This window comes from Kitasatospora sp. NPDC022785 (assembly GCF_055561295.1).
Genome location: NZ_JBVHHB010000020.1, coordinates 103,388 through 126,791, shown reverse-complemented (window position 1 = coordinate 126,791; position 23,404 = coordinate 103,388). Strand labels below are relative to the sequence as shown.

At 74.1% G+C, this 23,404-nt stretch carries 19 protein-coding genes and 2 pseudogenes; 10 read left to right on the top strand and 11 right to left on the bottom strand.

What is annotated here, in order from left to right; all coding sequences use genetic code 11:
• Positions 1-99: 99 nt before the first annotated feature.
• The 6 genes from ACZ3YO_RS27490 to ACZ3YO_RS27465 all read right to left on the bottom strand — a co-directional run bounded on the left by ACZ3YO_RS27490 (position 100) and on the right by ACZ3YO_RS27465 (position 5,923).
• Positions 100-462 carry a DUF742 domain-containing protein gene (locus ACZ3YO_RS27490; RefSeq protein ID WP_396320539.1) on the bottom strand — a complete coding sequence of 121 codons (363 nt, stop codon included), beginning with the start codon at positions 460-462 and terminating at the stop codon, positions 100-102.
• Positions 459-890 (bottom strand): roadblock/LC7 domain-containing protein, encoded by a 432-nt coding sequence (locus tag ACZ3YO_RS27485; RefSeq protein ID WP_465574227.1) that lies wholly within the window; start codon positions 888-890, stop codon positions 459-461. The genes ACZ3YO_RS27490 and ACZ3YO_RS27485 overlap by 4 nt, the downstream gene beginning before the upstream one ends.
• A complete protein-coding gene (locus ACZ3YO_RS27480) occupies positions 887-2,746 on the bottom strand; it encodes an ATP-binding protein (protein WP_465574224.1) in 1,860 nt (619 codons plus the stop codon). Before ACZ3YO_RS27480 ends, ACZ3YO_RS27485 begins: the two co-directional genes overlap by 4 nt.
• Before the next feature lie 59 nt (positions 2,747-2,805).
• On the bottom strand, positions 2,806-3,825 hold the full coding sequence (locus ACZ3YO_RS27475; RefSeq protein WP_465574220.1) for an MBL fold metallo-hydrolase: 1,020 nt from the start codon (positions 3,823-3,825) through the stop codon (positions 2,806-2,808).
• Between the two features lie 240 nt (positions 3,826-4,065).
• The gene (locus tag ACZ3YO_RS27470; RefSeq protein WP_465574217.1) at positions 4,066-4,812 is read right to left on the bottom strand and encodes a hypothetical protein; all 747 of its coding nucleotides are present in this window, start codon (positions 4,810-4,812) and stop codon (positions 4,066-4,068) included.
• Positions 4,813-4,999: 187 nt separating this feature from the next.
• Positions 5,000-5,923 carry a GNAT family N-acetyltransferase gene (locus ACZ3YO_RS27465; RefSeq protein WP_465574215.1) on the bottom strand — a complete coding sequence of 308 codons (924 nt, stop codon included), beginning with the start codon at positions 5,921-5,923 and terminating at the stop codon, positions 5,000-5,002.
• 257 nt (positions 5,924-6,180) lie between these two features.
• On the opposite strand from ACZ3YO_RS27465, the pseudogene ACZ3YO_RS27460 reads away from it, so the two are divergent.
• The 3 genes and pseudogenes from ACZ3YO_RS27460 (at position 6,181) to ACZ3YO_RS27450 (ending at position 9,479) form a co-directional block, all read left to right on the top strand.
• Positions 6,181-7,528, top strand: a pseudogene (locus ACZ3YO_RS27460) (multinuclear nonheme iron-dependent oxidase).
• Positions 7,529-7,566: 38 nt separating this feature from the next.
• On the top strand, positions 7,567-8,613 hold the full coding sequence (locus tag ACZ3YO_RS27455; RefSeq protein ID WP_465574213.1) for a TIGR04222 domain-containing membrane protein: 1,047 nt from the start codon (positions 7,567-7,569) through the stop codon (positions 8,611-8,613).
• A gap of 86 nt (positions 8,614-8,699) precedes the next feature.
• Positions 8,700-9,479 carry a TIGR04222 domain-containing membrane protein gene (locus ACZ3YO_RS27450; protein ID WP_465574210.1) on the top strand — a complete coding sequence of 260 codons (780 nt, stop codon included), beginning with the start codon at positions 8,700-8,702 and terminating at the stop codon, positions 9,477-9,479.
• 73 nt (positions 9,480-9,552) lie between these two features.
• Here ACZ3YO_RS27450 and hemQ read toward each other — a convergent pair whose 3' ends face one another.
• From hemQ to ACZ3YO_RS27435, 3 genes and pseudogenes are all read right to left on the bottom strand, one after another.
• The gene (gene hemQ, locus ACZ3YO_RS27445) at positions 9,553-10,278 is read right to left on the bottom strand and encodes a hydrogen peroxide-dependent heme synthase (RefSeq protein ID WP_465547480.1); all 726 of its coding nucleotides are present in this window, start codon (positions 10,276-10,278) and stop codon (positions 9,553-9,555) included.
• Positions 10,275-11,711 (bottom strand): protoporphyrinogen oxidase, encoded by a 1,437-nt coding sequence (gene hemG / locus ACZ3YO_RS27440; RefSeq protein WP_465574206.1) that lies wholly within the window; start codon positions 11,709-11,711, stop codon positions 10,275-10,277. The genes hemQ and hemG overlap by 4 nt, the downstream gene beginning before the upstream one ends.
• Positions 11,712-11,745: 34 nt before the next feature.
• Positions 11,746-11,988, bottom strand: a pseudogene (locus tag ACZ3YO_RS27435) (Uma2 family endonuclease); the annotation flags it as partial.
• Positions 11,989-12,075: 87 nt separating this feature from the next.
• Between ACZ3YO_RS27435 and ACZ3YO_RS27430 the strand changes: the two are divergent.
• Together ACZ3YO_RS27430 and ACZ3YO_RS27425 are read left to right on the top strand one after the other, a co-directional pair.
• The gene (locus ACZ3YO_RS27430; RefSeq protein WP_465574203.1) at positions 12,076-12,213 is read left to right on the top strand and encodes a 2-thiouracil desulfurase family protein; all 138 of its coding nucleotides are present in this window, start codon (positions 12,076-12,078) and stop codon (positions 12,211-12,213) included.
• A gap of 134 nt (positions 12,214-12,347) precedes the next feature.
• Positions 12,348-13,436 carry a DUF4349 domain-containing protein gene (locus tag ACZ3YO_RS27425; protein WP_465574201.1) on the top strand — a complete coding sequence of 363 codons (1,089 nt, stop codon included), beginning with the start codon at positions 12,348-12,350 and terminating at the stop codon, positions 13,434-13,436.
• 61 nt (positions 13,437-13,497) lie between these two features.
• Here the strand turns inward: ACZ3YO_RS27425 and hemE are convergent, their stop codons facing one another.
• Entirely contained in the window at positions 13,498-14,511 is a 1,014-nt protein-coding gene (hemE, locus tag ACZ3YO_RS27420; protein ID WP_465547535.1) for a uroporphyrinogen decarboxylase, read from the bottom strand.
• Between the two features lie 247 nt (positions 14,512-14,758).
• On the opposite strand from hemE, the gene ACZ3YO_RS27415 reads away from it, so the two are divergent.
• The 5 genes from ACZ3YO_RS27415 (at position 14,759) to ACZ3YO_RS27395 (ending at position 21,585) form a co-directional block, all read left to right on the top strand.
• The gene (locus ACZ3YO_RS27415) at positions 14,759-15,421 is read left to right on the top strand and encodes a DUF3000 domain-containing protein (protein WP_465547477.1); all 663 of its coding nucleotides are present in this window, start codon (positions 14,759-14,761) and stop codon (positions 15,419-15,421) included.
• Between the two features lie 321 nt (positions 15,422-15,742).
• The gene (locus ACZ3YO_RS27410) at positions 15,743-16,459 is read left to right on the top strand and encodes a LuxR C-terminal-related transcriptional regulator (RefSeq protein WP_405361588.1); all 717 of its coding nucleotides are present in this window, start codon (positions 15,743-15,745) and stop codon (positions 16,457-16,459) included.
• 237 nt (positions 16,460-16,696) lie between these two features.
• Positions 16,697-17,959: an HRDC domain-containing protein gene (locus tag ACZ3YO_RS27405; RefSeq protein ID WP_465574196.1), complete on the top strand. Its 1,263-nt coding sequence runs from the start codon at positions 16,697-16,699 to the stop codon at positions 17,957-17,959.
• A gap of 276 nt (positions 17,960-18,235) precedes the next feature.
• Positions 18,236-19,453 (top strand): thiolase family protein, encoded by a 1,218-nt coding sequence (locus ACZ3YO_RS27400; RefSeq protein ID WP_396320554.1) that lies wholly within the window; start codon positions 18,236-18,238, stop codon positions 19,451-19,453.
• 2 nt (positions 19,454-19,455) lie between these two features.
• On the top strand, positions 19,456-21,585 hold the full coding sequence (locus ACZ3YO_RS27395; RefSeq protein WP_465574192.1) for a 3-hydroxyacyl-CoA dehydrogenase NAD-binding domain-containing protein: 2,130 nt from the start codon (positions 19,456-19,458) through the stop codon (positions 21,583-21,585).
• A gap of 186 nt (positions 21,586-21,771) precedes the next feature.
• Here the strand turns inward: ACZ3YO_RS27395 and ACZ3YO_RS27390 are convergent, their stop codons facing one another.
• Positions 21,772-23,322 carry an ArnT family glycosyltransferase gene (locus ACZ3YO_RS27390; RefSeq protein WP_465574189.1) on the bottom strand — a complete coding sequence of 517 codons (1,551 nt, stop codon included), beginning with the start codon at positions 23,320-23,322 and terminating at the stop codon, positions 21,772-21,774.
• Between the last annotated feature and the right edge of the window lie 82 nt (positions 23,323-23,404).

The following is a 23,404-nucleotide window of genomic DNA, read 5'->3' as shown; positions in this document are numbered from 1 at the left end:
CCCGTCCGGGACCGGCTGTCTGCCTGGCCGCCGACGGGGTCACCGGGGCTGCCGGCCGGGGTGCCGGAGCCGCCGACCGGGCCGGCGGGGCCCCCGGCGCTACCGGAGTGTGCGGAGTCCAACGAGGAGCCTCTCGACGATGGAGCGGTCGGTCTGCTGGGCGCGGGGGATCGGGGCGCGGGCGCGCAGACAGCCCGCCTCGACCAGGTCGGCCGCGAGGAAGACGGTGGCGCTGACCGGGAGCCTCAGGTGTGCGGCGGCCTCCACCACGGTGAGTGCGCCGGGTTGCAGCAGCTCCCAGAGCCGCCGGTGCTCGCCCTCCAGGTCCTGCAGGGCCGGTGGCGGTTCGGCGCCGGTGGCGTGCAGCACGGTGAGCCGCTCGAAGCCCTCGGTGCCGGGGCGGGTCCGGCCTCCGGTGGCCAGGTAGGCGGGGACCATCCGCCTGCGGGGTACGGCGGTCATGACCGGGCGCTGGCGTCCTGCCGCCTGGCCGGGCTCGCCAGGGCGTGGCCCAGGGCGGCGACCTGGACCTGCATCTGGTAGGCCACGTTGCCGAGTTGGGCCTCCGAGGTGGTGAACACGGCCAGCGAGGTGTTCTCGCCGGCCGGGACGACGATGGCGAAGCCCAGGTCGGACTCGACCACGGTCTGCGCCAGCCGCGGCTGCTCGGTGTCGGTGAACGCGGTGGTGAACGCGCGGGCGGCGGCGTGCACGGTGGCCGTCATCGCGGCGACCCGCTCGGCGGAGGCGCGGCCGAGGCCGTCCGAGGCGCCCTCGACGAGGCCGTCACCGGTCGCGATGACCGCGTGCAGGACACCCGGCAGCTCGAGTAACGGGGTCAGCACCCACGAGATCTCATCGGTGGCGGTAGGGCTGGGCGTACTGCTCACTGCTCGGCTCCTTCGGAGGGCTGGGCGGGGCGGTGACCGGTCGGGCCCGGGCGGGCGGCCCCGGGGCCGGTGCGGGCGGCGGTGCCGGCGGCGGGGGCCGGGCCGTCGGCACGCTCGGCGTCCGGGGGCGGGGTGTCCGCGTGCGGGGCGGCCGGCTGCGGGGCGGCCGGGTACCCGCCGTCGGAGGCCGCCGCCCGGGCGACGGCGGCCCGTCCGGAGCCGGTGCCCTGTTGCAGCGCCTGCCAGCGGGCGGCGGCCTCTTCGGGGGTCCGGCCGGCCGGGCCGGTGAGCGTGTCGTCCGGCGCGCCCTCGACGGCCCCGCCGGCCCGGGCGCCGGCCGGCTGCCGGGCGAGCGGCTGGCGCCTGCGCCGGCTGGGCAGGCCGCTGCCGTCGGACGGCACCTCGTGCACCGGCGGCACCACGTGCATGGCCGGCACGGCGTGCCGAGGCGGCAGGTCGTGCCCGGCCGGCACGTCGTGCCCGGTCCGGTCACCGGGCTCGGCGCGCGGCGTCGGCACCACCTGGACGGTCGGCGCGGGCGCCGGCCCCGTCCCGGCGCGCAGCGGCAGCGGGGTGAGCACCGAGAGCTGCTGTTCCTCGTCCACCACGGTCAGGAGCCCGGCCGGGATCCGCACGATGGTCCGCATGCCCCCGTACGGCGAGGGCTCGATGTGGCAGGCGAAGCCGTACTGACGGGCCAGCTTGCCGGCCACCGCGAAGCCGGTCTTCGGCGGGTTGCCCAGCTCGGTGAGCAGCACCTCGGGCGGGCCGGCCAGCAGCCGGCGGGCGCGGCGCAGCTGGTCCTCCTCCATGCCGATGCCGCTGTCGTCGATGATCACCAGCGCCCCGCGGCCACCCTGCTGGACGGTGACCGGGACGTCGGTCTCCGGGTGCGAGTACGCGGTGGCGTTGGCGAGCAGCTCGGCGATGGTGATGGCGAGCGGCTCGGCGGCCCGGGCGGCCACGGCCAGCCGGTTCTCCCGCAGGTGGTTGGCCACCTTGATCCGGGCGTAGCCGGGCACCCGGGAGAGCGCGCCGAGCACCACCTCGGCCAGCGGCGAGTCCGTCCGGGCCAGGCCGGGCCAGGCCTCGCAGAGCACCGCGATGGTCTGGATCCGGCGCAGCGCGACCTCGTTGCGGAAGTCGAGCTCCAGCAGCCGGGGGTCGTCGTTGTCGTGCTGGAGCTGCTGGACCAGGCTCTGGATCTGGTACAGCAGGGTCTGGATCTTGGAGGTGGCTCCGCGCATCGCGGCCCGGGCGGCGGCGTCGACCCGCTCGCGCTCGTCGGTGACGGCGGTGGTCGCGGCGTCCAGGACGGCCTGGAGCACCCGCACGGCCTCGGGTCCGACGCCCTGCGGGTCCAGCGCGCCGTCGGCGGGCGCGTTGGGGTGGATGAGCCGCAGCGCGGCGGCGCTCACCCGCTCGGCGGCGAGGTGGCCGACCTCGGCCAGCAGGGCACGGACCCGCTCGTCGGCCTCCGCGGCCCGCCGGACGGCCTCGGCGGTGCGGTCCTCGGCCGCGCGGGCGTGCAGGTCGGCCTCGGCCGCGCGGTGCTCCGCCTCGGCGGTGCGCTGGTCCGCCTCGCGGGCCCGGCCCTCCGCGGCCAGCGCCCGGGTCTCGGTGCGCTGCACCTCCTCGGTGGCCCGGCGGGTGACCGCCTGCGCCTCGCGCAGCTGCTGTTCGCCGCGGGCCAGCCGGGCGTCGGCGGCGCGGGCACGTTCCTCGCCGTGGGCGGCGGCCGTCTCGGCGGCGGCGGCCCGGGCGAGCGCACGGGTCCGTAGGCGGGCCAGGACACCGGCAGCCGCGAGCGCGGCGACCGCGAGCACTGCCAGGGCGAGCAGCGCGATCTGCATCATCGAAGTCCTCGGACGTCCTCGTACGAAGGGGGCTGGGGCGGATCGGCGCGGGCGCCGGGTCAGGCGGGGGCGGGGGCGTCCTGCCGGGGCCGCGGCGGGCGGCCGGCGTCCTCGTCCAGCTCCTTGGCCACCAGGGCGACCTGGCTCATCGCCTCCAGGACGTTCGGCACCTCACTGCCGTCCAGGTGCCGGTACTCGGCGGCGACGGTGAGCACCAGCCGCTCGGGCAGGCCGAGTTCGGGGTGGCGCTGCTCGGCGATGATCCGCCGGGCGGCGTCCAGCGCGGGTATCCCGGCGGTGTGCAGCGCGTGGGCGCGCTCGCGGACGTGGGCGAGGTAGGCGATGTGGTCCCGGACCCCGGCGCGGTCCAGCACCGGGCCGTGGCCGGGGACGAAGATCTCGGCGCCGGTGGCCAGGGCCTGTTCGCAGGCGCCGACGATGTTCTCCAGCGGTCCGGCCCAGTGCGAGGGGTGGTCGCCGGGCTGCTCGGGCGTCGAGCCGAAGATCACGTCACCGGTGAACACCGCGCGCTGGTGCGGCAGGTGGACGATCAGGTCGCCGCCGGTGTGCGCGGACGGCAGCGCGGTGATCTGCACGGGGTACTCCCCCACCCGGAGCTCCAGCTCGCCGCTGAAGACCGTGTGCGGGTGGACGGGCTCGGTCGCCGACCAGTCGAACTGGCCGAAGTGGCGCCGGAGGTAGCCGCCGAGCAGCGACCCCGGATCGCTGCCCGAGACCAGCGCGTGCTGCTGCTTCGGCGTCGGCTCGTAGTGGATGTGGCCCAGCGCCTCGCGGGTGGCGATCACCTCGGCGTCCGGGAGCACGCCCGCGCCCCAGAGGTGGTCTCCGTTGGCGTGGGTGACGACGACCCGGTCGACGGTCACGCCGTCGGCCAGCCGCTGCCGGCTCTCCGCGAGGAACTCCGCGGCGAGGGACGGGTCGTAGGGCGTGTCGATCCAGAGCGCGGTCCTCGGCGAGGCCAGCAGCCCGCAGTTGGCCAGCCCCCAGCCGCGCTTGGGCGGAAGCCACACGTACAGGTCCTCGGCAATCGCGCTCACGTTCGCGCGGCTGATCGTCATGTGCGCGATTATGCCGATGATGTGACAGGTGTGGAGCAAAACCCCTGCGATTCAAGCCATTTCCCGCCCCGGAGCGTCCCGACCTGTCCGACTTCGCACCGGCAAGGTCCTGGGCCGGTCCTGGGCCGCTTCGTCTCAAGGCAGGAGGGGGCCGGCCGACGAAGCAGGGGGCCTGCCGGGCCTGCCGGCCGGCGAAGCAGGAGGCCGGTCATCCTCGCGCCGCGCCCGCACGGCTCTCCGTCACGCCGCCGGCAGGATCCGGCAGACCTCCACCGTCACGTCCACGGTGTCGAGGCCGATGACCCGCCCCTCCACCGCGGCGAATCCTTTCTCCCCGCTGCGGAACAGCGCCGCCAGCGGCGACTTCCGGCCCGCGGCCGCCAGCGCTTCCACCGCCATCGCCGAGCCGAAGGCGAAGACCCCGCACACCACGATGCACGGCGCGTGCCGGGAGGTGCGGGTCACGAAGACGAAGCCGTGGTCCCGGATCAGTTCGTCCGCGGCGTTGTACTGCGCCTCGAAGGTCATCCCGCCCCACCGGGCCCGGGCCGCCTCCGGGTACTCGATGCAGAAGTCCGGGAACGCGGCGCCGAGCACGGTCGCCGAGTACGGGTTGACGCTCGGGCCGCCGATCGAGAACGTCGGCATCCTCGGGTCCTGCGAACCGGCCGCGACCAGTTCGATCGTCGCCTTCCGGTTGACCTTCCGCAGCAGGTCGATGAGTTGGGCGATCGCCCGCGCCTCGGCCATCGGCATGAAAAGGACGTTCTTCGGCCCCCGGCTGGTCAGCCGTCGGCCGTCCTTGGCGAAGGCGAACTCCGCCACCTCGATGCTGGGGGTGATGATCTGCACCCGGCTGTACGGCGCCAGCAGCGCACGGAGGAAGCCGTAGCGGAGAAAGAGCCGGGCGCGGGCGAGGGAACGGGCCGCGAGAAAACCGATCACAGCCGGTACGAACCCGACCAGGACCTGAAGCAGGATCTCCATACCATCCCCCGCACGGAAGACTCGGGCACGAACTGTCTGCCGTGAGGTGATGCCCCGTAGAACACCAGGAACTCCCGGCACTGCAGTCCACCCGGCGCCCACGGCGGGAAATGCGCCCAGTTCACTCCTTCGAGTGAGGCCGCGCCGCGCCCTCCCGTTCCCGCCCGTCGGCCGGACGCTGCGCCGCTCAGCCGTCCAGCCGCTTGACGAACTTCCGCTCGCTCGCGCAGCGCTCGTACCCGAGCCACTCGTTGATCGCGAGCATCGGCGCGTTGGTCGCGTCGTTGCTGGTGTACGCCCGCCGGTAGCCGGCCGCCTGTGCCCGGCGCAGCGACTCCAGCTTGGCGAGCTTGGTCAGGCCCCGCCCCCGGAAGTCCCGCCGGCAGGCCGAGAACGCCGACCAGTAGCGGTCCACGCCGTCCGTCTGCACCGCGCTGAACGCGACCGGCTCGCCGTCGAGGACGGCGACGACGGTCAGCTCGCGGTCCAAGTCCGGCCGGGCCCAGGCGCCGTTGAGGAACTCCTCGTAGTCGGCGGCGTCCATCTCGACCTCGCCCGGCTCGTCGCGGACCGCGTCCGCCTCGACGACGAAGATCGGGTACGGGTCGTCCACCCACTCGCTCGCCGGGCGCAGTTCGACACCGGCCGGCAGCGCGGGGGCGGCCGGGAGCGGGAGCGAGAGGTCACGGCCGGCGAAGTGGGCCGTCCGCCCGGCGGTGAAGCCCCGGTTCGCGGCGAACCGCAGGGAGCCCGGCTCCTCGTCCACCCAGCTGTGCACCTCGGCGACGCCGTGCTCGGCCAGGTACGCCTCGGCGGCGGCCAGCAGCGCGGTGAACGCGCCCCGCCGCCGGTACGCGGGCAGGATGCTGCCGTTGGCGTAGCCGACTCCCCTGGTCGTCGTACCGGTGACCAGGCCGCAGCGCAGTGCACCGGCCACCCGGCCGTCGACCTCGGCGACGAAAGTCCGGTGGTGCTGCCCGGGCGGGAAGTTGGCGTCCATCCACCGGAACACCTCCGGGGTGAGCACCAGGTGCTCACGGCCCGCGCTGTGGGCCGCGGCCACGGCCTCGGCGTCGGCGGGGCGGAAGTCACGGATCGTCAGTGTGTTCATAGGCGCGTCACGGTAGCTCCCCGCAAGGGCGGTTCGCCTCCGTATTTCCGCCCCCACCTGCGGGTCCGTGCTCTGGAGGGACCAAGGTCCCCCATCACCGGGCCGGCAAGCTCAAATAATGCTCTGAGAAGACCGGGTGAGGCTTGGCAGCCGCCGCGCCCGGGGACATCCTCAGCAGAACAGCCCGGTCCGGCCCTGCCGACGACGTCCGCGCCGACCGAAGGCTCCCCGCCCAGCCCTCCGAAGGGGGCGCACCGATGACCTCCCCTGCCCTGAAAGCGCCCGTGAAGCGCACCGCGCCCGCCGGGAGCGACCTCGCCGCCCGGGGCGGCGGCACCCTGGCCACCACGCTCGGCGTGGGCCTCGGCTGGCGTAGCGAGATCGACGTCGTGGTCGAGCGCCAGCCGGGCCTGGACTGGGTCGAGGTGGTCGCGGAGAACGTCTGCGCCGGCCACCTGCCCGAGTCGCTGCGGATCCTGCGGGCGCGCGGCGTCACCGTGATCCCGCACGGCGTCTCGCTGGGCCTGGGCGGTGCCGACCGGCCCGACCCGGCCCGGCTCGGCAGGCTCGCCGAGGCCGCCGGCGCGCTCGGCTCCCCGCTGGTCACCGAGCACCTGGCGTTCGTCCGGGCCGGCGGCCTGGAGGCCGGGCACCTGCTGCCGGTGCCGCGCTCGCGCGACGCGCTGAAGGTGATCGCCGAGAACATCCGGATCGCGCAGGACCAGCTGCCGGTGCCGCTGGCGCTGGAGAACATCGCCGCCCAGCTGGCCTGGCCGGACGACGAGCTGACCGAGGGGCAGTTCCTCGCCGAACTGGTCGAACGCACCGGCGTCCGGCTGCTGATCGACGTCGCCAACCTGCACACCAACCGGGTCAACCTCGGCGTGGACCCGGCCGCCGAGCTGGACCGCCTGCCGCTGGAGGCCCTCGCCTACGTCCACGTGGCGGGCGGGCAGCTGGTGGACGGCGTCTGGCACGACACCCACGCCCACCCCGTCACCGAGCCGGTGCTGGAGGTGCTGGCCGAGCTGTGCGCGCGGGTCGCACCGCCCGGCGTCCTGCTGGAGCGGGACGCCGACTTCCCGCCGCCCGCCGAACTGGCGGCCGAACTGGACGCCATCCGGCGCGTGCTGGACGGGGCCCGGCGCGATGGCTGAACGGTCCGAGCCCGTGGAGCCCGACGCCGCCCGCGCCCGGCTGGCCCGGCGCCAGGAGGAGCTGCTGGCCGCCCTGGTGGCCGGCGGGCCGGTACCGCCCGGCTTCGACCCGGCCCAGGTCCGCGCCCAGTCCGCCGGCCTGGCCGCCAAGCGCCGGGACACCGCCGCCAAGGTGGCGCCGGAGCTGCGCCGGCTGCTCGGCCGGCAGTACGGACCGCTCTTCGTCGCCTACGCGGGCACCCGCCCGCAGACCGGCGGCTACCGCGCCGACGCCCGGGCCTTCGCCGCCTGGGCGCTGGACAACGACCCGCCCCGGGACGGCACGGGGCTCGGCCCGGACGAGCGCCGGGCCCTGGGGCAGTGGCTCCGCGGCCCCGCCCCGGAGCAGCCGCCCGGCCCGCTCACCCGCCTGCGCCGGGCCTTGCTGCCCGCCCGCCGGCCCCACTGACCTTCTCTCCGCCCATTCACCACCCGGGGGAACCGCCCATGTGGCACAACTCGTACTTCCTCGTCCCTGCCGTCCTGCTGGTCGCCGCCGCGCTCTACGCGTCGCAGACCAAGCAGCTGGTCAAGAAGGTCCCGCACGCCAAGGGCCTGCCCGGCCGCGGGCTGCCGCTGCTGGACACCGCGTTCCTCTCCGGCGGTCCCGGCCGGGTCTTCGACACCGCGTTCGTCCGGATGCACCAGGCGGGCCGGGCCGTCGTCAACCGGGCCGGTCTGGTCACGCTGACCTCCGAGCAGCCGTACGACGCCGTCGACCTGGCGATCATCGAGGCCGGCGGACCGGGCAGGCAGCGGGAGCTCGCCGGGCTGCGCCGTGACGTGATGCGCTCGCCCGCCGTCCAGGAGCTGGGCGACAAGCTCGCCGACCGCGGGCTGATGCGCAACCCCGTCCGGCTGCACCGGGCCAGGGTGGCGCGCCGGCTGCTCTGGCTCGCCCTGCCGGCCGTGGTGGTGAGCACCGTCCTCGCCTATGTCCTCGACAACGGCGACGCGGACGCGGACCGTCCGGCGATCTGGATCCCGCTGGTCCTGCTGGCCGTCTGGCTGGTCTCGATGATCGTGACCTGGCCGTTCAAGGGCCGGATCACCCCGGCCGGGCGCCGCCAGCTCACCCTGATGACCACCGGCAGCCCGTGGAAGCCCAGCGCCGGCCTGGCGGCCGGGTCGACCGGCGGCGCGCTGCTCGGCGCGGTCGCGCTCAGCGGGCTGGCCGCGTCCGGGCTGGCCGACGCGGAGCTGCAGGAGGCGATGCTCGCCGCGGCCGCGGCCGAGCAGGCCAGGGCGGCGGTCGGCGCGTCCTCGTACTCCTCCTCCTCGTCGTCCTCGTCCGGTTCCTCCTGCAGCTCCGCGGCCACCTGGTGCGGCGGGTCCTCCGACTCGGGCTCCTCCGGTTCGAGCTGCGGCAGCAGCAGCTGCGGCTCGTCCTCCGGCAGCTGCGGCTCGTCCTCATCCTCCGGCTGCGGCTCGTCCTCATCCAGCTGCGGCTCGTCGTCGTCCAGCTGCGGCGGCGGCAGCTCCTGCGGGTCCTGAGGCCCACCGGCCTCCCGAGTCACAGTTCGGTATCGCGGTCCGGGAATCCGTTCCGCCCGGTGTGAAGGCGGGTCTACAACAAGCCCATGTGGTTGCTCTTCCTGATACCGGCCTGCGCCGCCGCGGTGCTCTCCTGCATCCGGCTGGTCCGGATGACCGCCACCGCCGACGCGCTCGCCGGCCAGGAGGGGCCCCGGCCGCCCGAGGCGGTCGGGATCGGCCTGTACGAGACGGCGTACCTGGCGGGCGGCCCGGACCGGGTGGTCGAACTGGCCCTCGTCCTGATGGCCTCCCGCGGCCGGCTGCACCTCGCCCACACCGGCTGGACCACGGTGGTGGACCCCAAGGGCCGCAGCCGGCTGGAGCGCGCCGTCATCGCCGCCGTCGGCCCGGACGGCCAGTGCCGCACGGACGACCTGCGCCGGGCGATGGCCGCCCACCCCACCGTCCTGGAGATCGGCAGCCGGCTCGCCCTGGCCGGCCTGGCCACCCCCGCGCCGGTCCAGCAGCAGACCGTCCTGGTGATCCGCCAGGTCCGGCAGGCACTGCTGCTCTCCCTGGTCCTGATGGCCGCCGCCGTCGCCGTCGGCGGCATCTCGGACGGTGACGCGCTCGCGCCGCTCGCCTGGTTCTCGCTCCCGCTGGTGCTCACCTCGGGCACGCTGCTGATGGCCCGGGTCGACGTCTACCCCTACACCCGCTGGGCCTCCCCGGTCGGCCAGGAGGTGCTCCGCGAGGTCCGGCCGCCCCGCCAGCACGGCCTCACCGACGACGACGAGCGCGAACTCCTCACCGCCGTCGCCATGATCGGCCCCGCCGCCGTCCCCGACCCCCGCCTCCGCGCGGCCCTGCGCCACCGGCACTGACGGTGCCACCGGAACACACGCAGGGCCGGCTCCCCGTCCGGGGAGCCGGCCCTGCGGAAGATCGGACCGTCGCTCAGACCAGGCCGTTGAGGAGCTCGCTCACCGGCTTGCGGCGGCCGGTGAAGAACGGCACCTCCTCGCGGACGTGCAGCCGGGCGCGGGACGGGCGCAGGTCGCGCATCAGGTCCACGATCCGGTGCAGCTCGTCCGCCTCGAAGGCGAGCAGCCACTCGTAGTCGCCGAGCGCGAACGAGGCCACCGTGTTGGCCCGCACGTCCGGGTAGCCGCGCGCCATCTGGCCGTGCTCGGCGAGCATCGCGCGCCGCTCGGCGTCCGGCAGCAGGTACCACTCGTAGGAGCGGACGAACGGGTACACGCAGACGTAGTCGCGCGGGCGCTCGTCGGCGAGGAACGCCGGGATGTGCGACTTGTTGAACTCGGCCGGGCGGTGCAGCGCCATGTTCGACCAGACCGGCTCCAGCTCGCGGCCCAGGCCGGTGCGGCGGAAGCGGTTGTACGCCTCCTGGAGGTCGTCCGAGTCCTCCGCGTGCCACCAGACCAGGATGTCGGCGTCCGCGCGCAGACCGGACACGTCGTAGGTGCCGCGCACCGTGACGTCCTTCGCGGCGAGCTGCGCGAACAGCTCGTCCACCTCGGCGGCCAGGGCGGTGCGGTCCTCGGGCAGCGCGCCCTTGAGCTTGAACACCGACCACATGGTGTAGCGGATGACCTGGTTCAGGTCGCGCGCCTTCTTCTTCTCGGGCTGCTGCTCCGGCTGCTGCTCAACGGTCTCAGTCATGCGCCCATTGTCCTCTCCGTGACGTTCTCCCCGGTCGGCGGGGTCAACACTTTGTCGAGCGCGGCGACGGCCGCCCGTGCACTCGCGATGCACGCCGGAATGCCCACCCCGTCGTACACGGCCCCGCAGAGCGCCAGCCCGCCCACCCGGCCGGCCGCCGCCCGGATCCGCGCCACCCGGTCGAGGTGGCCCACCGGGTACTGCGGCAGGCCGGCCCGCCAACGGGTGACGGCCGTGTCGTACGGCCGGGCGGTCAGGCCGACAGCCTCGCGCAGGTCTTCCAGCGACTGCGCCACCAGCTCCTCGTCCGCCAGCTCCAGCGGCTGCTCCTCGCGCAGCCGCCCCAGCGAGGTCCGCAGCACGAAGGTCTCGGGGGCCGAACGCTCCAGCCAGCCCCACTTGTTGGACGAGAAGGTGGACGCCTTGATCCGGCGGCCGTCCACCGGCGGCACCAGGAAGCCGCTGCCGGCCGGCGGCTCCGGCAGATCGGTGCGCCGGAACGCCAGGGTCACCAGCGCCATCCCCGCGTACTCCACGGTGTCCAGCTCGGCGGCGGCCCCCGGCGCCTCGGTGCGCAGCAGCCGGGCGGCAACGGGCGCGGGCACGGCCAGCACCACGGCGTCCGCCTCCAGGGTCCCGCCGTCACCGGTCACCACCCGCCAGCCCCCGGCGGTGCGGTGCAGCTCCGCGACGGCGGTGCGGGTGCGCAGCTCGACGCCGGCCTTCGCGCAGGCCGCGGCAACCGCCTCGGGCAGGGTGCCGATACCGCCGCGCAGGCCCTGGAAGACGGGCGTGGAGACGGTCTGCGGCCGGGTGGCCAGCTCGTGCACGCCCTCGACCAGCGAGCCGCCGCCACGGGCGACCGACAGCAGCTGCGGCACCGCGGCGCGCAGCGAGATCTCGTCCGCGTGCCCGGCGTAGACGCCGCCCAGCAGCGGCTCCACCAGCCGGTCCACCACCTCGCGGCCCAGCCGGTCGGCGACGTACCGGCCGATCGCGACGTCGTCCGCGACGCCCTCGCCGGTCCCCTCGTGCCGGGCCCGCTCCAGCCCCTCGGCGGTGAGCACCCCGGCCTTGGCGAGCGCCTCCAGGTCACCCGGGACGCCCATCACCTGGCCGCCCGGCAGCGGCCGCAGAGCGCCGCGCGTCCAGATCGCGGCCTTGGCGGTGGTCGGCGGCTCCAGCTCCGCGCCCAGCCCGACGGCCCGCGCCAGCTCGACCGCCTCCGGCCGCCGGGCCAGCATCGACTCGGCCCCCAGGTCCACCCGGACCCCGCCGACCTCCCCGCCGAGCAGCTTCCCGCCGAGCCGCTCCGACGCCTCCAGCAGCGTCACCCGCGCCTTCGCGGGCTCCCCCGCCGCCCCACCGAGAAACGCGGCCGCGGCCAGCCCCGCGATACCCCCGCCGATCACCACGACCTGTGCTTGCGCCATGCCCCGCAGTCTCGCAGGTCCTTACACCATTGCCTCAATCCGCCCGCTTCGACCGATGCGGCGCCGGTACGAACGCGTCGAGGTCGATGTCCACGGGGAACGGGACGGGCCGCTCCAGCCGGCCCCGGAAGATCCCGGCGGCGGCGTAGGCGGCGGTGGGCTCGTCCAACGCGTTGACGTGCACCACCGGTCGTCCGTCCTCGCCCTCTATCACCCGGTCATGCGGAATCCCGGCCTCGGCGTACTTGCGCACCTTGACGATGCGGTCCCGGTCTGCGGGGGCGGACGGCACGGAGGAGTTCCTGGACGGGGCGCGGCAGGCGCTGCCACCGCCGAGGCGGCCGGGGTGCGGCGGGCGCTGCTGATGGCGCGCAGTCCGTCGTGCGGGTGCGGTCGGATCTACGACGGCGGCTTCGGCGGGCGGCTGCGCGTCGGCGACGGGGTGACGGCGGCGCTGCTGCGGCGGGCGGGCACCGAGGGGACGGCGGGGCAGGCCGGGTAGCGCCTTGTCCGGGCCGCTGCCGAGCCGTGATCGAGTTGCGATCTCCGGGGCGGGTCCGATCCGGCGATTCCGCCGTCCCATGGTCGTGGCATCCCGATCCGGGTGCCGCACAGGGGACTTGGGGAGGATCGATCGTGGTGCGAGGACGGCGCGGAGCAGGGCGCAGAGCGGGGGCGGCGGCGGTGGTGGTCGCCGCCGTGGTGCTGGTCGGGGGGTGCGGCGCCGGCGGCGCCGAGCGTGGTGCGGACAGTGCGGCGGCGGCCAAGCGGGACGCGGCCGCCCCGGCGGCGGGTGCGCCCGCGGTGGGCGCGGCCCCCGCCCAGCCCTCGGCCCCCGCCCAGCCTTCGGCCGCCGAGAAGCCGGGCGGCGCGCCGGCGACCGGCGGAGCGGGGCAGCCGGGCGCCGTCCCGGTGGCCGACACCAGGCTGATCGCCTACACGGCGCAGCTGTCGCTGCGGAGCAAGGACGTGCCCGGGGTGCTGGCGAAGGCGCGCGAGCTGGCGTCCTCGGCCGGGGGCTACATCGGCGCGGAGACGGTGAGCGGCGGGGGCGACGAGAACGCCGGGCAGAGCGGCCAGATCACCGTCAAGGTGCCGTCGGCGGCCTTCCCGCAGACGCTGGACCAGCTCGCCGCGCTCGGCGAGGTGCTGTCGCGCAGGAGCCAGGCGGACGACCTGACCCAGCAGGTGGCGGACGTGTCGAGCCGGGTGCAGACCCAGCAGGCGAGCGTGGACCGGGTGCGGGCGCTGATGGCGCAGGCGAAGTCGCTGGGCGAGATCACCAGCCTGGAGAGCGAGTTGAGCCGGCGCGAGGCGGATCTGGAGTCGCTGCAGAAGCAGCTGAAGGAGCTGTCGGCGCGGACGTCGCTCTCGACCGTCACGCTGGACGTGCGGCGGGAGCCGAAGCCCGTCGACGACCGGCCGGACGCCCCGGCGAAGAAGGACGAGGGCTTCTGGGGGTCGGTCCGCTCCGCGCTGGGCGGCGGCTGGGACGTGCTGGTCGCGGTCGTGCGCGCGGTCGCCGTGGCGATCGCGGCGGTGACGCCGTTCCTGCTGCTGCTCGCCCCGGCGGGGCTGGTGTTCCGGCTGGTCCGGCGGCGCCGGACCGCCGGGCCCGGTACCCCGGTGCCGCCGATGCCCGTCCGTCCGCCCTTCCGGCGGCAGGGCGGCGAGGAGCAGGCCGGGGATCAGGAGCAGGCCGGCCGGGAGGTGCAGGACGACTGACCGGACAGGCGGCGGGCCCCTTCCGCCCGGAAGGGGGCCGCCGCGAAGTCCTGCGCCGGCGTCAGCGCGCGCTGGCCTCGTGCACGAACGCGACCAGCCGGCTGAGCGCGTCCGGGTCCATGCTGGGCAGCACACCGTGGCCGAGGTTGAAGATGTGGCCGCTGCTGCCGAGCGCCTGGGCGGCGTGCAGCACCTCGCGGGCCTTGGTCTCGACGGCCTTGGTGGGCGCGAAGAGCACCGCCGGGTCGAGGTTGCCCTGCAGCCCCTTGCCGGGGCCGACCCGCTCGGCGGCGACGTTCAGCGGCACCCGCCAGTCGACGCCCACGATGTCCGCGCCGGCCTGGCCCATCAGGCCGAGCAGCTCGCCGGTGCCGACGCCGAAGTGGATGCGCGGCACGCCGTAGCCGGCGACCGCGTCGAAGACCTTGGTGCTGGCCGGCATCACCGAGCGGCGGTAGTCGTCGGGGGCGAGCGATCCGACCCAGGAGTCGAAGAGCTGGACGGCGGAAGCGCCGGCCTCGATCTGCACCTTGAGGAAGGCCGAGGTGATGTCGGCGAGGCGGTCGACGAGGGCGGCCCACAGCTCGGGCTGCCCGTACATCATGGCCTTGGTGTTCTCGTGGTTCTTGGACGGGCCGCCCTCGACCAGGTAGCTGGCGAGCGTGTAGGGGGCGCCGGCGAAGCCGATCAGCGGGGTGGAGCCGAGTTCGTCGACGAGCAGGCCGACCGCTTCGGTGATGTAGGGGACGTCGTCGGGCTCCAGCGGGCGGAGCCGCTTGAGGTCCTCGGCGGTGCGGATCGGGTCGGCGATCACCGGGCCGATGCCGGGCTTGATGTCGACGTCGATGCCGATGGCCTTGAGCGGCACCACGATGTCACTGAAGAAGATCGCCGCGTCCACCTTGTGCCGGCGCACCGGCTGGAGGGTGATCTCCTTGACCAGCTCGGGCCGCATGCAGGACTCCAGCATGGGGATGCCCTCGCGGACCTTCAGGTACTCGGGCAGCGAGCGGCCCGCCTGGCGCATGAACCACACCGGGGTGTGCGGCACCGGCTCGTGCCGGCACGCGCGCAGGAAGGCGGAGTCGTGCGCGGCCCCGCGGCGCGCGGGGGACTGCTGACCGGGGGTGGTACCAGCCTGGGTGGCTGCCGTGGTGTCTGCCGTAGTCTCGCTCACGGTTCAAATCTTCGCACGCGCTCCGGACCGGACTCCCCGGGCGGGCTCGTCGGTTCCTCCAAGATCTGGCCGGTTTGCCGTCCCGGCACGCCGCGCAGGCAGAAGTTACGGCGATTACCCAGGTTTTCGACCTAGTCTTCGGGTCATGGCAGCGGTCGGCGGGCACCCCGCACAGGGTGGCGGAACAGGTGGCGGAACGAATCGGGAGGCGGCGCCGAGTGAGTTCCGTGCCGCGGTCGAGGCCCTGACAGGGGCGCGGCTGCGCCCCGAGCTCGAACTCTCCCCCGCCCCGGCGCCGCGCCGGCTCGCCCCGCACGCCTTCGCGCTGACCGCCTCGGTGGAGGTGGACGGCGAGGAGCTGGCCGACGGCCGGCTGGTGCTGCTGTACGACCCGGCCGGGCAGGAGGCCTGGAACGGGGACTTCCGCGTGGTGACGATGACCCGGGCGGAGCTGGAGCCCGAGATGGCCGGCGACCCGATGCTCTCGGAGGTCGGCTGGGCCTGGCTGCTGGACGCCCTGCAGACGCACGGCGCCGGGTACGCGGAGCCGTCCGGCACGGTGACCAGGTGCGCCTCGCAGTACTTCGGCGCGCTGGCGGACCGCGCGTCGTCCACCGAGATCGAGATCCGGGCGTCCTGGACGCCGGCCGACGGCCGCTTCGAGCGGCACCTCGCGGCCTGGGGGGACCTGCTCTGCATCAGCGCCGGCCTGCCGCCGGCCGCTCCGGCGCCGCAGCCGCCGGCCGACGTCCCGTCACTCGGTGGGGTGGTCCCGATGCCCGCCCGCCGACGCCCGCGTTCGCACTGACGAGTGGTGTCCGGGCCGGTCGGCCCCCGCGGGCCCGGCGCCACCCCCAGGACTGACGGAGTGTGACTTCGGATCCGCTCTGCGTCAATTAACCGGTCGAAACGGACCGATCTGCGCTGGATCTGATCGATTTTGTGCGATTTCAAGGCATGTCGTAATCAGTCACCTGCGCGATTTGTCCGTATTGTTACTCACTAGATCGTGATCTTTCGCTAAAGCCGGGCACGGTTGCTGCCGAAGCAGACTGTGACCCTTTCCAAACGCGGAACACTCCGACCGCCCCCATCGGGGTTCCGTCCGCCACTCCCCGCAGGAGGCCTGGTGTCGGTCCTTCTTGAGCACCCCGCAAACGTGGTCGCCTATCGGCCGACCAAGCCCACCGCCATGGTGGTCATCGCCGATCCCCGTGTCCGAAACACCGTCACCCGGCACCTCTGGGCGCTCGGCGTCCGCGACGTGATCGAGGTGTCCTCGATCGCCGAGGCCCGCCCCCGGGTCTCCACCCCGCGCGACATCTGCGTCGCCGACGTCCACCTCCCGGACGGCTCCGGACTGACCATCCTGGCCGAGACCCGCGCCGCGGGCTGGCCCAACGGCCTGGCCCTCTCGGCCGCCGACGACATCGGCGCGGTCCGCAGCGCGCTGGCCGGCGGCGTCAAGGGCTACGTGGTCACCGGGACCAGGACCAACGTCGCCATGCCGGGCCGACCCGGCCTGCCGATCGGCGCCGGCGGCCTGGCCGGCCGGATGCGCCGTCCCGGCATGCCGGGCGTGCCGGGTGCGGCCGGTGCGCCGGGCGCCCCCGGGGCCCCCGGTGCGCCGGGCACGCAGCAGGCCGCGTACCGGGAGCTATCCGGCCGCGAGGTCGAGGTGCTGCGCCTGGTCGCCGAGGGCCAGTCCAACAAGGCGATCGGCGTCGCGATGGGCCTCTCCGCGCTCACCGTGAAGAGCCACCTCGCCCGGATCGCCCGCAAGCTGGGCACCGGCGACCGGGCCGGCATGGTCGCGGTCGCCCTGCGCACCGGCATCATCCACTGACCTGTCGGTACGACCGCTGCGGCGGTCCTGGAGGAACGTTCCTCCAGGACCGCCGCAGCCGCTTCCGGCGCCGCACCACGGCGAGCGGCGCCCCCGCCCCGAGCGGGCCGGACACGAGCGGGCACCCCGCCGCGAGCGCCCCGGAGGCGAGCGGGCGGTCATACGGGCATATTCACCGACCCGGTCTGACCAGTCCGACAACACTCCCGGCTGCGAGGTCCGTCGTACCCTTGGTGAGTGACCGACGCCGTAGCAGCCATCCCAGAAGAAGCAGCCCCGGTCCCGCTCCTCGAACCGAAGGAGGGGATCCCGCCAGTCGTGGCGGACGAGCGGGCGCTGGCCGCCGTCGTCGCCGCCTTCGCCGCGGGTACCGGACCGGTTGCCGTCGATGCCGAGCGGGCCTCCGGCTACCGCTACGGCCAGCGGGCCTACCTCATCCAGCTGCGCCGCGCCGGCGCCGGTACCGCGCTGATCGACCCGATCGCCTGCCCCGACCTCAGCGGGCTGGGCGCGGCCCTCGCGGACACCGAATGGGTGGTCCACGCCGCCACCCAGGACCTGCCATGCCTGGCCGAGGTCGGCATGCGGCCCCAGCGCCTCTTCGACACCGAGCTGGCCGGCCGGATCGCCGGGTTCGCCCGGGTCGGCCTCGGGCCGATGACCGAGAGCGTGCTCGGGCTGAGCCTGGCCAAGGAGCACTCCGCGGTCGACTGGTCCACCCGCCCGCTGCCCGAGCCGTGGCTGCGCTACGCCGCTCTGGACGTCGAGGTGCTGGTCGAGCTGCGCGACGCACTCGAACAGGAGCTGGACGCCCAGGGCAAGCTGGACTGGGCGCTGGAGGAGTTCGCCGCGATCGCCGCCGCGCCCCGCCCGGCACCGCGCACCGACCCCTGGCGCCGCACCTCGCAGCTGCACAAGGTCCGCCGGCGCCGCCAGCTGGCCGTGGTGCGCGAACTCTGGCTCACGCGGGACCGCCTCGCGCAGGAGCGGGACGTCTCGCCGGGCCGGGTGCTCCCGGACGCGGCGATCGTCAACGCCGCGCTGGCCATGCCCCTCAACATCGCCGCTCTGCAGGCCGTCCAGGGCTTCGGGCCGCGGGTGCACCGCCGTCAGCTGGAGCAGTGGCTGGCGGCCGTGCAGCGTGGCCGGGAGGTCCCGGAGAACCAGCTGCCGCCGGCCTCCGCGCCGCACGACGGACCGCCGCCGCCGCGCGCCTGGGCCGAGAAGGACCCGGTGGCGGCCGCCCGGCTCTCCGGGGCGCGGGCCGCGGTGAGCGAGCTGGCGGAGGCGCACAACCTGCCGGCCGAGAACCTGATCACCCCGGACCTCGTCCGCCGGGTCTCCTGGGAGCCGCCGGCCGACGCGAGCGCCGCCAACGTGGCCGCCGCGCTGCGCCGGCTCGGCGCCCGGCAGTGGCAGGTCGACCTGGTCGCGCCGGTGGTCGCCGCCGCGTTCGTCAAGGCGGCGACGGAGCCGGGCCCGGCCAGGACCGAGCAGTAGGGCCGAGCCTCGGGCAGGCCCGGGCGACGGGGCCGCGCAGCAGGGCTGAGCAGCAGGACGCGGAAGGGGATGCCGTTTCGACGACGGCATCCCCTTCGTCGTACCCGGACGGGGCGACGTGTCGCGGGACACACGTGGAGATCGGGCCGTCGGGCCTGGGCAGTCTGGTTACCGACCGGTAGCATGGCGGTGAAGCGGCGCCGCTCACGTCCTCTCTGCGACGGACGGCGGCAGCCTGCCCACCTCAACCTGTTGGTCCCTGGGAGGAGAGCCCCCGTGCCTCGTACCGCGAGGGACGTCGTCTTCGTCGATGGCGTCCGCACCCCGTTCGGCAAGGCCGGCCCGAAGGGCATCTACCACGAGACGCGCGCCGACGACCTCGTCGTCAAGTGCATCCGGGAACTCGTGCGCCGTAACCCGAACCTGCCCGTCGAGCGCATCGACGAGGTCGCCGTCGCGGCCACCACGCAGATCGGCGACCAGGGTCTGACGATCGGCCGCACCGCCGCCCTGCTGGCCGGCCTGCCGAAGTCCGTCCCGGGCTACTCGATCGACCGCATGTGCGCCGGCGCGCTGACCGCCGTCACCGCCACCGCCGGCGGCATCGCCTTCGGCGCGTACGACATCGTCGTGGCCGGCGGCGTCGAGCACATGGGCCGCCACCCGATGGGCGAGGGCGTCGACCCGAACCCGCGCTTCGTCTCCGAGAAGCTCGTCGACGAGTCCGCCCTGTTCATGGGCATGACCGCGGAGAACCTGCACGACCGGTTCCCGCACATCACCAAGGAGCGCTGCGACGCCTACGCCGTGCGCTCGCAGGAGAAGGCCGCCAAGGCCTACGCCAACGGCGACATCCAGCCGGACCTGGTGCCGATCTCGATCCGCAACACCAACCCCGCGGTCGGCGAGACCGGCTGGGGCCTGGCCACCGTGGACGAGCCGCTGCGCCCGGGCACCACGATGGAGAGCCTGGCGGGTCTGAAGACCCCGTTCCGCCCGCACGGCAACATCACCGCGGGCAACTCGGCCGGCCTGAACGACGGCGCCACCGCGTCGCTGCTGGCCGCCGAGGACGTCGCCGAGGAGCTCGGCCTCCCGGTCAAGATGCGCCTGGTCTCGTACGCCTTCGCGGGCGTCGAGCCCGAGGTCATGGGCATCGGCCCGGTGCCGGCCACCGAGAAGGCCCTGGCCAAGGCCGGCCTGACGATCGACGACATCCAGGCCTTCGAGGTCAACGAGGCCTTCGCCGTCCAGGTGCTGGCGTTCCTGGACCACTACGGCATCGCGGACGACGACGAGCGGGTCAACCCGTTCGGCGGCGCGATCGCCTTCGGCCACCCGCTGGCCTCCTCCGGCGTGCGCCTGATGAACCAGCTGGCGCGCCGCTTCGAGCAGCGCCCGGACGTCCGCTACGGCCTCACCACGATGTGCATCGGCTTCGGCATGGGCGGCACCATCATCTGGGAGAACCCGCACTTCGAGGGTGGTAAGTGAGCATGAGCACCACTACTGAGCTGCTGCAGCACGGCGCCGAGCTGTTCCCGGGCGAGGTCGTCACCACGGCCCACGTCCGCCACCTGGACCTGCCGCTGCAGGCCGGCAAGCTGGCCCTGATCACCCTGGACAACGGCTTCGACCACACCAAGCCGACCACCTTCGGCCCGGGCTCGCTGCTGAAGCTGTCCGTCGCGCTGGACCAGGTCGAGGCCGAGGCCGCCGAGGGCAAGATCGTCGGTGTCGCCGTCACCGGCAAGCCGTTCATCTTCGCGGTCGGCGCCGACCTCAAGGGCGTCGAGCTGCTCAAGGAGCACGCGGACGCGCTGGCCATCGGCAAGGGCGGCCACGAGGTCTTCAAGCGGATCGCCGCGCTGCCCGTCCCGTCCTTCGCGTTCTACAACGGCGCGGCGATGGGCGGCGGCGTCGAGGTCGGCCTGCACTGCACCTACCGCACCGTCAGCGCGGGCGTCCCGGCGTTCTCGCTGCCGGAGGTCTTCCTGGGCCTCGTCCCCGGCTGGGGCGGCTGCACCATCCTGCCGAACCTGATCGGCCCCTCGAAGGCGATCAAGGTCATCATCGAGAACTCGATGAGCCAGAACAAGCAGCTCAAGGGCAAGGACGTGTTCGAGCTGGGGATCGCCGACGCGATCTTCGAGCCGGCCGACTTCCTGGAGCAGTCGCTGCTGTGGGCCGCCAAGGTCCTCAAGGGCGACGTCGTCGTCGAGCGCGAGGCGATCGACCGCGGCAAGGCCTGGGACGACGCCGTCGCCTGGGGCCGCCTGGTCGCCGACGCCAAGGTGCACGGCGCCGCTCCGGCCGCCTACAAGGCGCTGGACATCATCCAGCAGGTCAAGGACCAGGACCTGCAGGCCGGCTTCGACGCCGAGGACGCGGCCCTGGCCGACCTCATCATGAGCGGCGAGCTGCGCAGCGGCATCTACGCCTTCAACCTGGTGCAGCGCCGGGCCAAGCGCCCGTTCGGTGCCCCGGACAAGTCGCTGGCCCGCCCGGTCAGCAAGGTCGGCATCGTCGGTGCCGGTCTGATGGCCTCCCAGCTGGCGCTGCTCTTCGCCCGCCGGCTGGAGGTGCCGGTGGTCCTCACCGACATCGACCAGGAGCGCATCGACAAGGGCGTCGGCTACGTCCACGCCGAGATCGACAAGCTGCTCGGCAAGGGCCGGATCGGCAACGACAAGGCCAACCGCCTCAAGGGCCTGGTCACCGGCTCGCTCGACAAGGCCGTCGGCTTCGGCGACGCGGACTTCGTGATCGAGGCCGTGTTCGAGGAGATGGGCGTCAAGCAGACCGTCTTCGCCGACCTCGAGAACGTGGTCTCGCCGACCTGTGTGCTGGCGACCAACACCTCCTCGCTGTCGGTCACCGAGATGGCCTCGAAGCTGAAGCACCCCGAGCGGGTCGTCGGCTTCCACTTCTTCAACCCCGTCGCGATCCTGCCGCTGCTGGAGATCGTCCGCGGCGAGCAGACCGACGACGCCTCGCTGGCCACCGCCTTCGGCGTCTCGAAGAAGCTGAAGAAGACCTCGGTGCTGGTCAAGGACGCCCCGGCGTTCGTGGTGAACCGGATCCTGACCCGCTTTATGGGCGAGATCCAGAACATCATCGACGAGGGCACCCCGATCGCCACGGTCGAGAAGGGCGTCGAGCCGCTCGGCCTGCCGATGTCCCCGATCGTGCTGCTGGAGCTGGTCGGCCCGGCCATCGCGCTGCACGTCTCGGAGACCCTCCACGGCGCCTTCCCGGAGCGGTTCACCGTCTCCGAGAACCTCGGCAAGGTGGTCAAGGCCGGCAAGCGCGGCTTCTACACCTGGGTGGACGGCAAGCAGGTCCTCGACCCCGAGGTGCTGGAGCTGCTCTCCTTCGGCGACACCGTGCTGACCGAGGAGCAGGTGCTCAACCGCTCCCTGGAGGCCGTCGCGCAGGAGATCGGCCTGATGCTGGAGGAGGGTGTCGTCGCCGAGGCGCAGGACATCGACCTCTGCATGATCACCGGTGCCGGCTGGCCCTTCCACCTGGGCGGGATCACCCCGTACCTGGACCGTGAGGGCGTCTCGGAGCGGGTGACCGGCAAGCGGTTCCTCGCCCCGGGTGTGGCCTCGGTGCCCGCCTAGCAGTGACGCGAAGAGCCCCGGTGACCTTGGAGGTCACCGGGGCTCTTCCGTATGTGCCGCGTGGGACGGGGTCCGTACGGGGGCGGCTCCGTACGGGCGGGGACGTCCGCGCGGCGAGGGGGCCGTATGGGCCGGGTCCGGGCTCTTCACGGGCCGGGACGTCCGCGCGGGGCGGGACGCCGGGGCTCAGTGCTTGAGGCGGTAGACCACGGTGTCGGCGAAGACGCCGACCATCTCGTAGTGGGTGTCCAGCAGGTTCTCGATCCGCGGGATCTGGGTCGGCTGGTACGGCGCCAGGCCCGAGTCGTCCACCACGACCTCCGGGAGGCCGTTGGCGAGCAGCTCCTTGTCGAAGGTCTGCCAGGCGTTGCTGACGCTGTACTGCTCTCCGACGTTGGGGCTGCTGTCCTTGCCGCCGCTGTAGTTGGTCAGGAAGCCGGCCGTCAGGTAGCGGGTGGCCGGCTTGCGGTCGGCCAGCCAGTACAGCTCCGGGTGCATGCCCCAGACCAGCACGGTGTCCTTCGGCGTGGTCTGCGCGGCGACGGCGGTGGCCACCTCGGTGGTCTGGTTGAGCCGCTCGCCCGGCCAGGCCAGCGCCAGCGCCCAGAACACGGTGGCGGCGGCCGTCGTGTACGCCAGGACGGGCTTCCAGCGGATCGCCGAGGTGGCGACCGCGCCGGTGCCCAGCAGGACCAGCGGGGGCATCAGCTGGAGGTAGTAGTGGCCGAAGAAGTGGAAGCCGACGCTGACCGCGACCACCGAGGAGAGGAGCCAGACCCAGAGGTCGGCGGTGGAGCCGTGCTCCTCCCCCGCGACCGGCAGCGGGCGGTGGCGGTACTTCAGCCAGAGCCTGCGCCCGACCGGCAGCAGGAAGCCCAGGCCGGCCCCGACCAGGATCGCCGAGTTGCCGAGCGCCCGGCCGGTCATCTGCAGCCAGGCTCCGCCGAACGAGGCGTAGTCGCCGCTGCCGGTGACCACCCAGAACAGGAAGCCCTTGGGCTTGGTGAGGATGACCGCGACCAGCGCTATCGGCAGCGTGAAGCCGAAGCCGATCTTGAACAGCGCGGGCGGCCAGCGTACGCCGCGCCGGCGGGCGTCCTGGAACAGCATCCAGAGCACCGGGAGCAGCACCGCGCCGCCGGTCTGCTTGGTCAGCGAGCAGAGTGCCACCGCGATGCCCGCGGCCAGCCAGCGGCGCCGCTCGGCGTACCGGAAGGCCGCCACCATGGCGGGCAGCATGAACACCTCGAAGGTGGCCGCCTGGGTGTCCTCCGGGGAGAGCCCGATGGAGACCAGCAGGTAGAGCAGGCCGGCGCCCGCGCCCGCCCGGTTGCCCCAGCGTCCGCGGGCGATCGAGGCCAGCAGGATCGCGGTGCCCAGGTGCGCGACGACCGCCAGGGTGCGCAGCGGCCAGAGCGAGGCGGAGCCGAAGACGGCGAAGCAGGCCTGGTAGAGCCAGGGAAGCAGCGGGGGCTTCCGGTCGACGACGGTGTCGTAGAGGACACCCCCGTCGGCCAGCATCCGGGCCTGGGTGGCCAGGAAGCCCTCGTCGGGGCTCCAGACCGGCCGGACGAAGGAGGGGATGTGCGTGGTGAGCGCGACCAGGGCCAGCACCGGCACCAGCCTCGCCCAGTAACGCCCTCCTTGCCCGCCGACGGGCATGAGGAGCCCCGTACGGACGCGGTCGGGCAGGCGCTCGGCTAGCCCGGCGAGGCGGGGGCGGGTGGGGGTCGGCACGGAGACAACCTACCGGGCGGGACCGGCGCGGGCAGCGCCGGTCCCGCCTTTCGGTGCGATTATCGGCTCGCCCCCGGGTGGA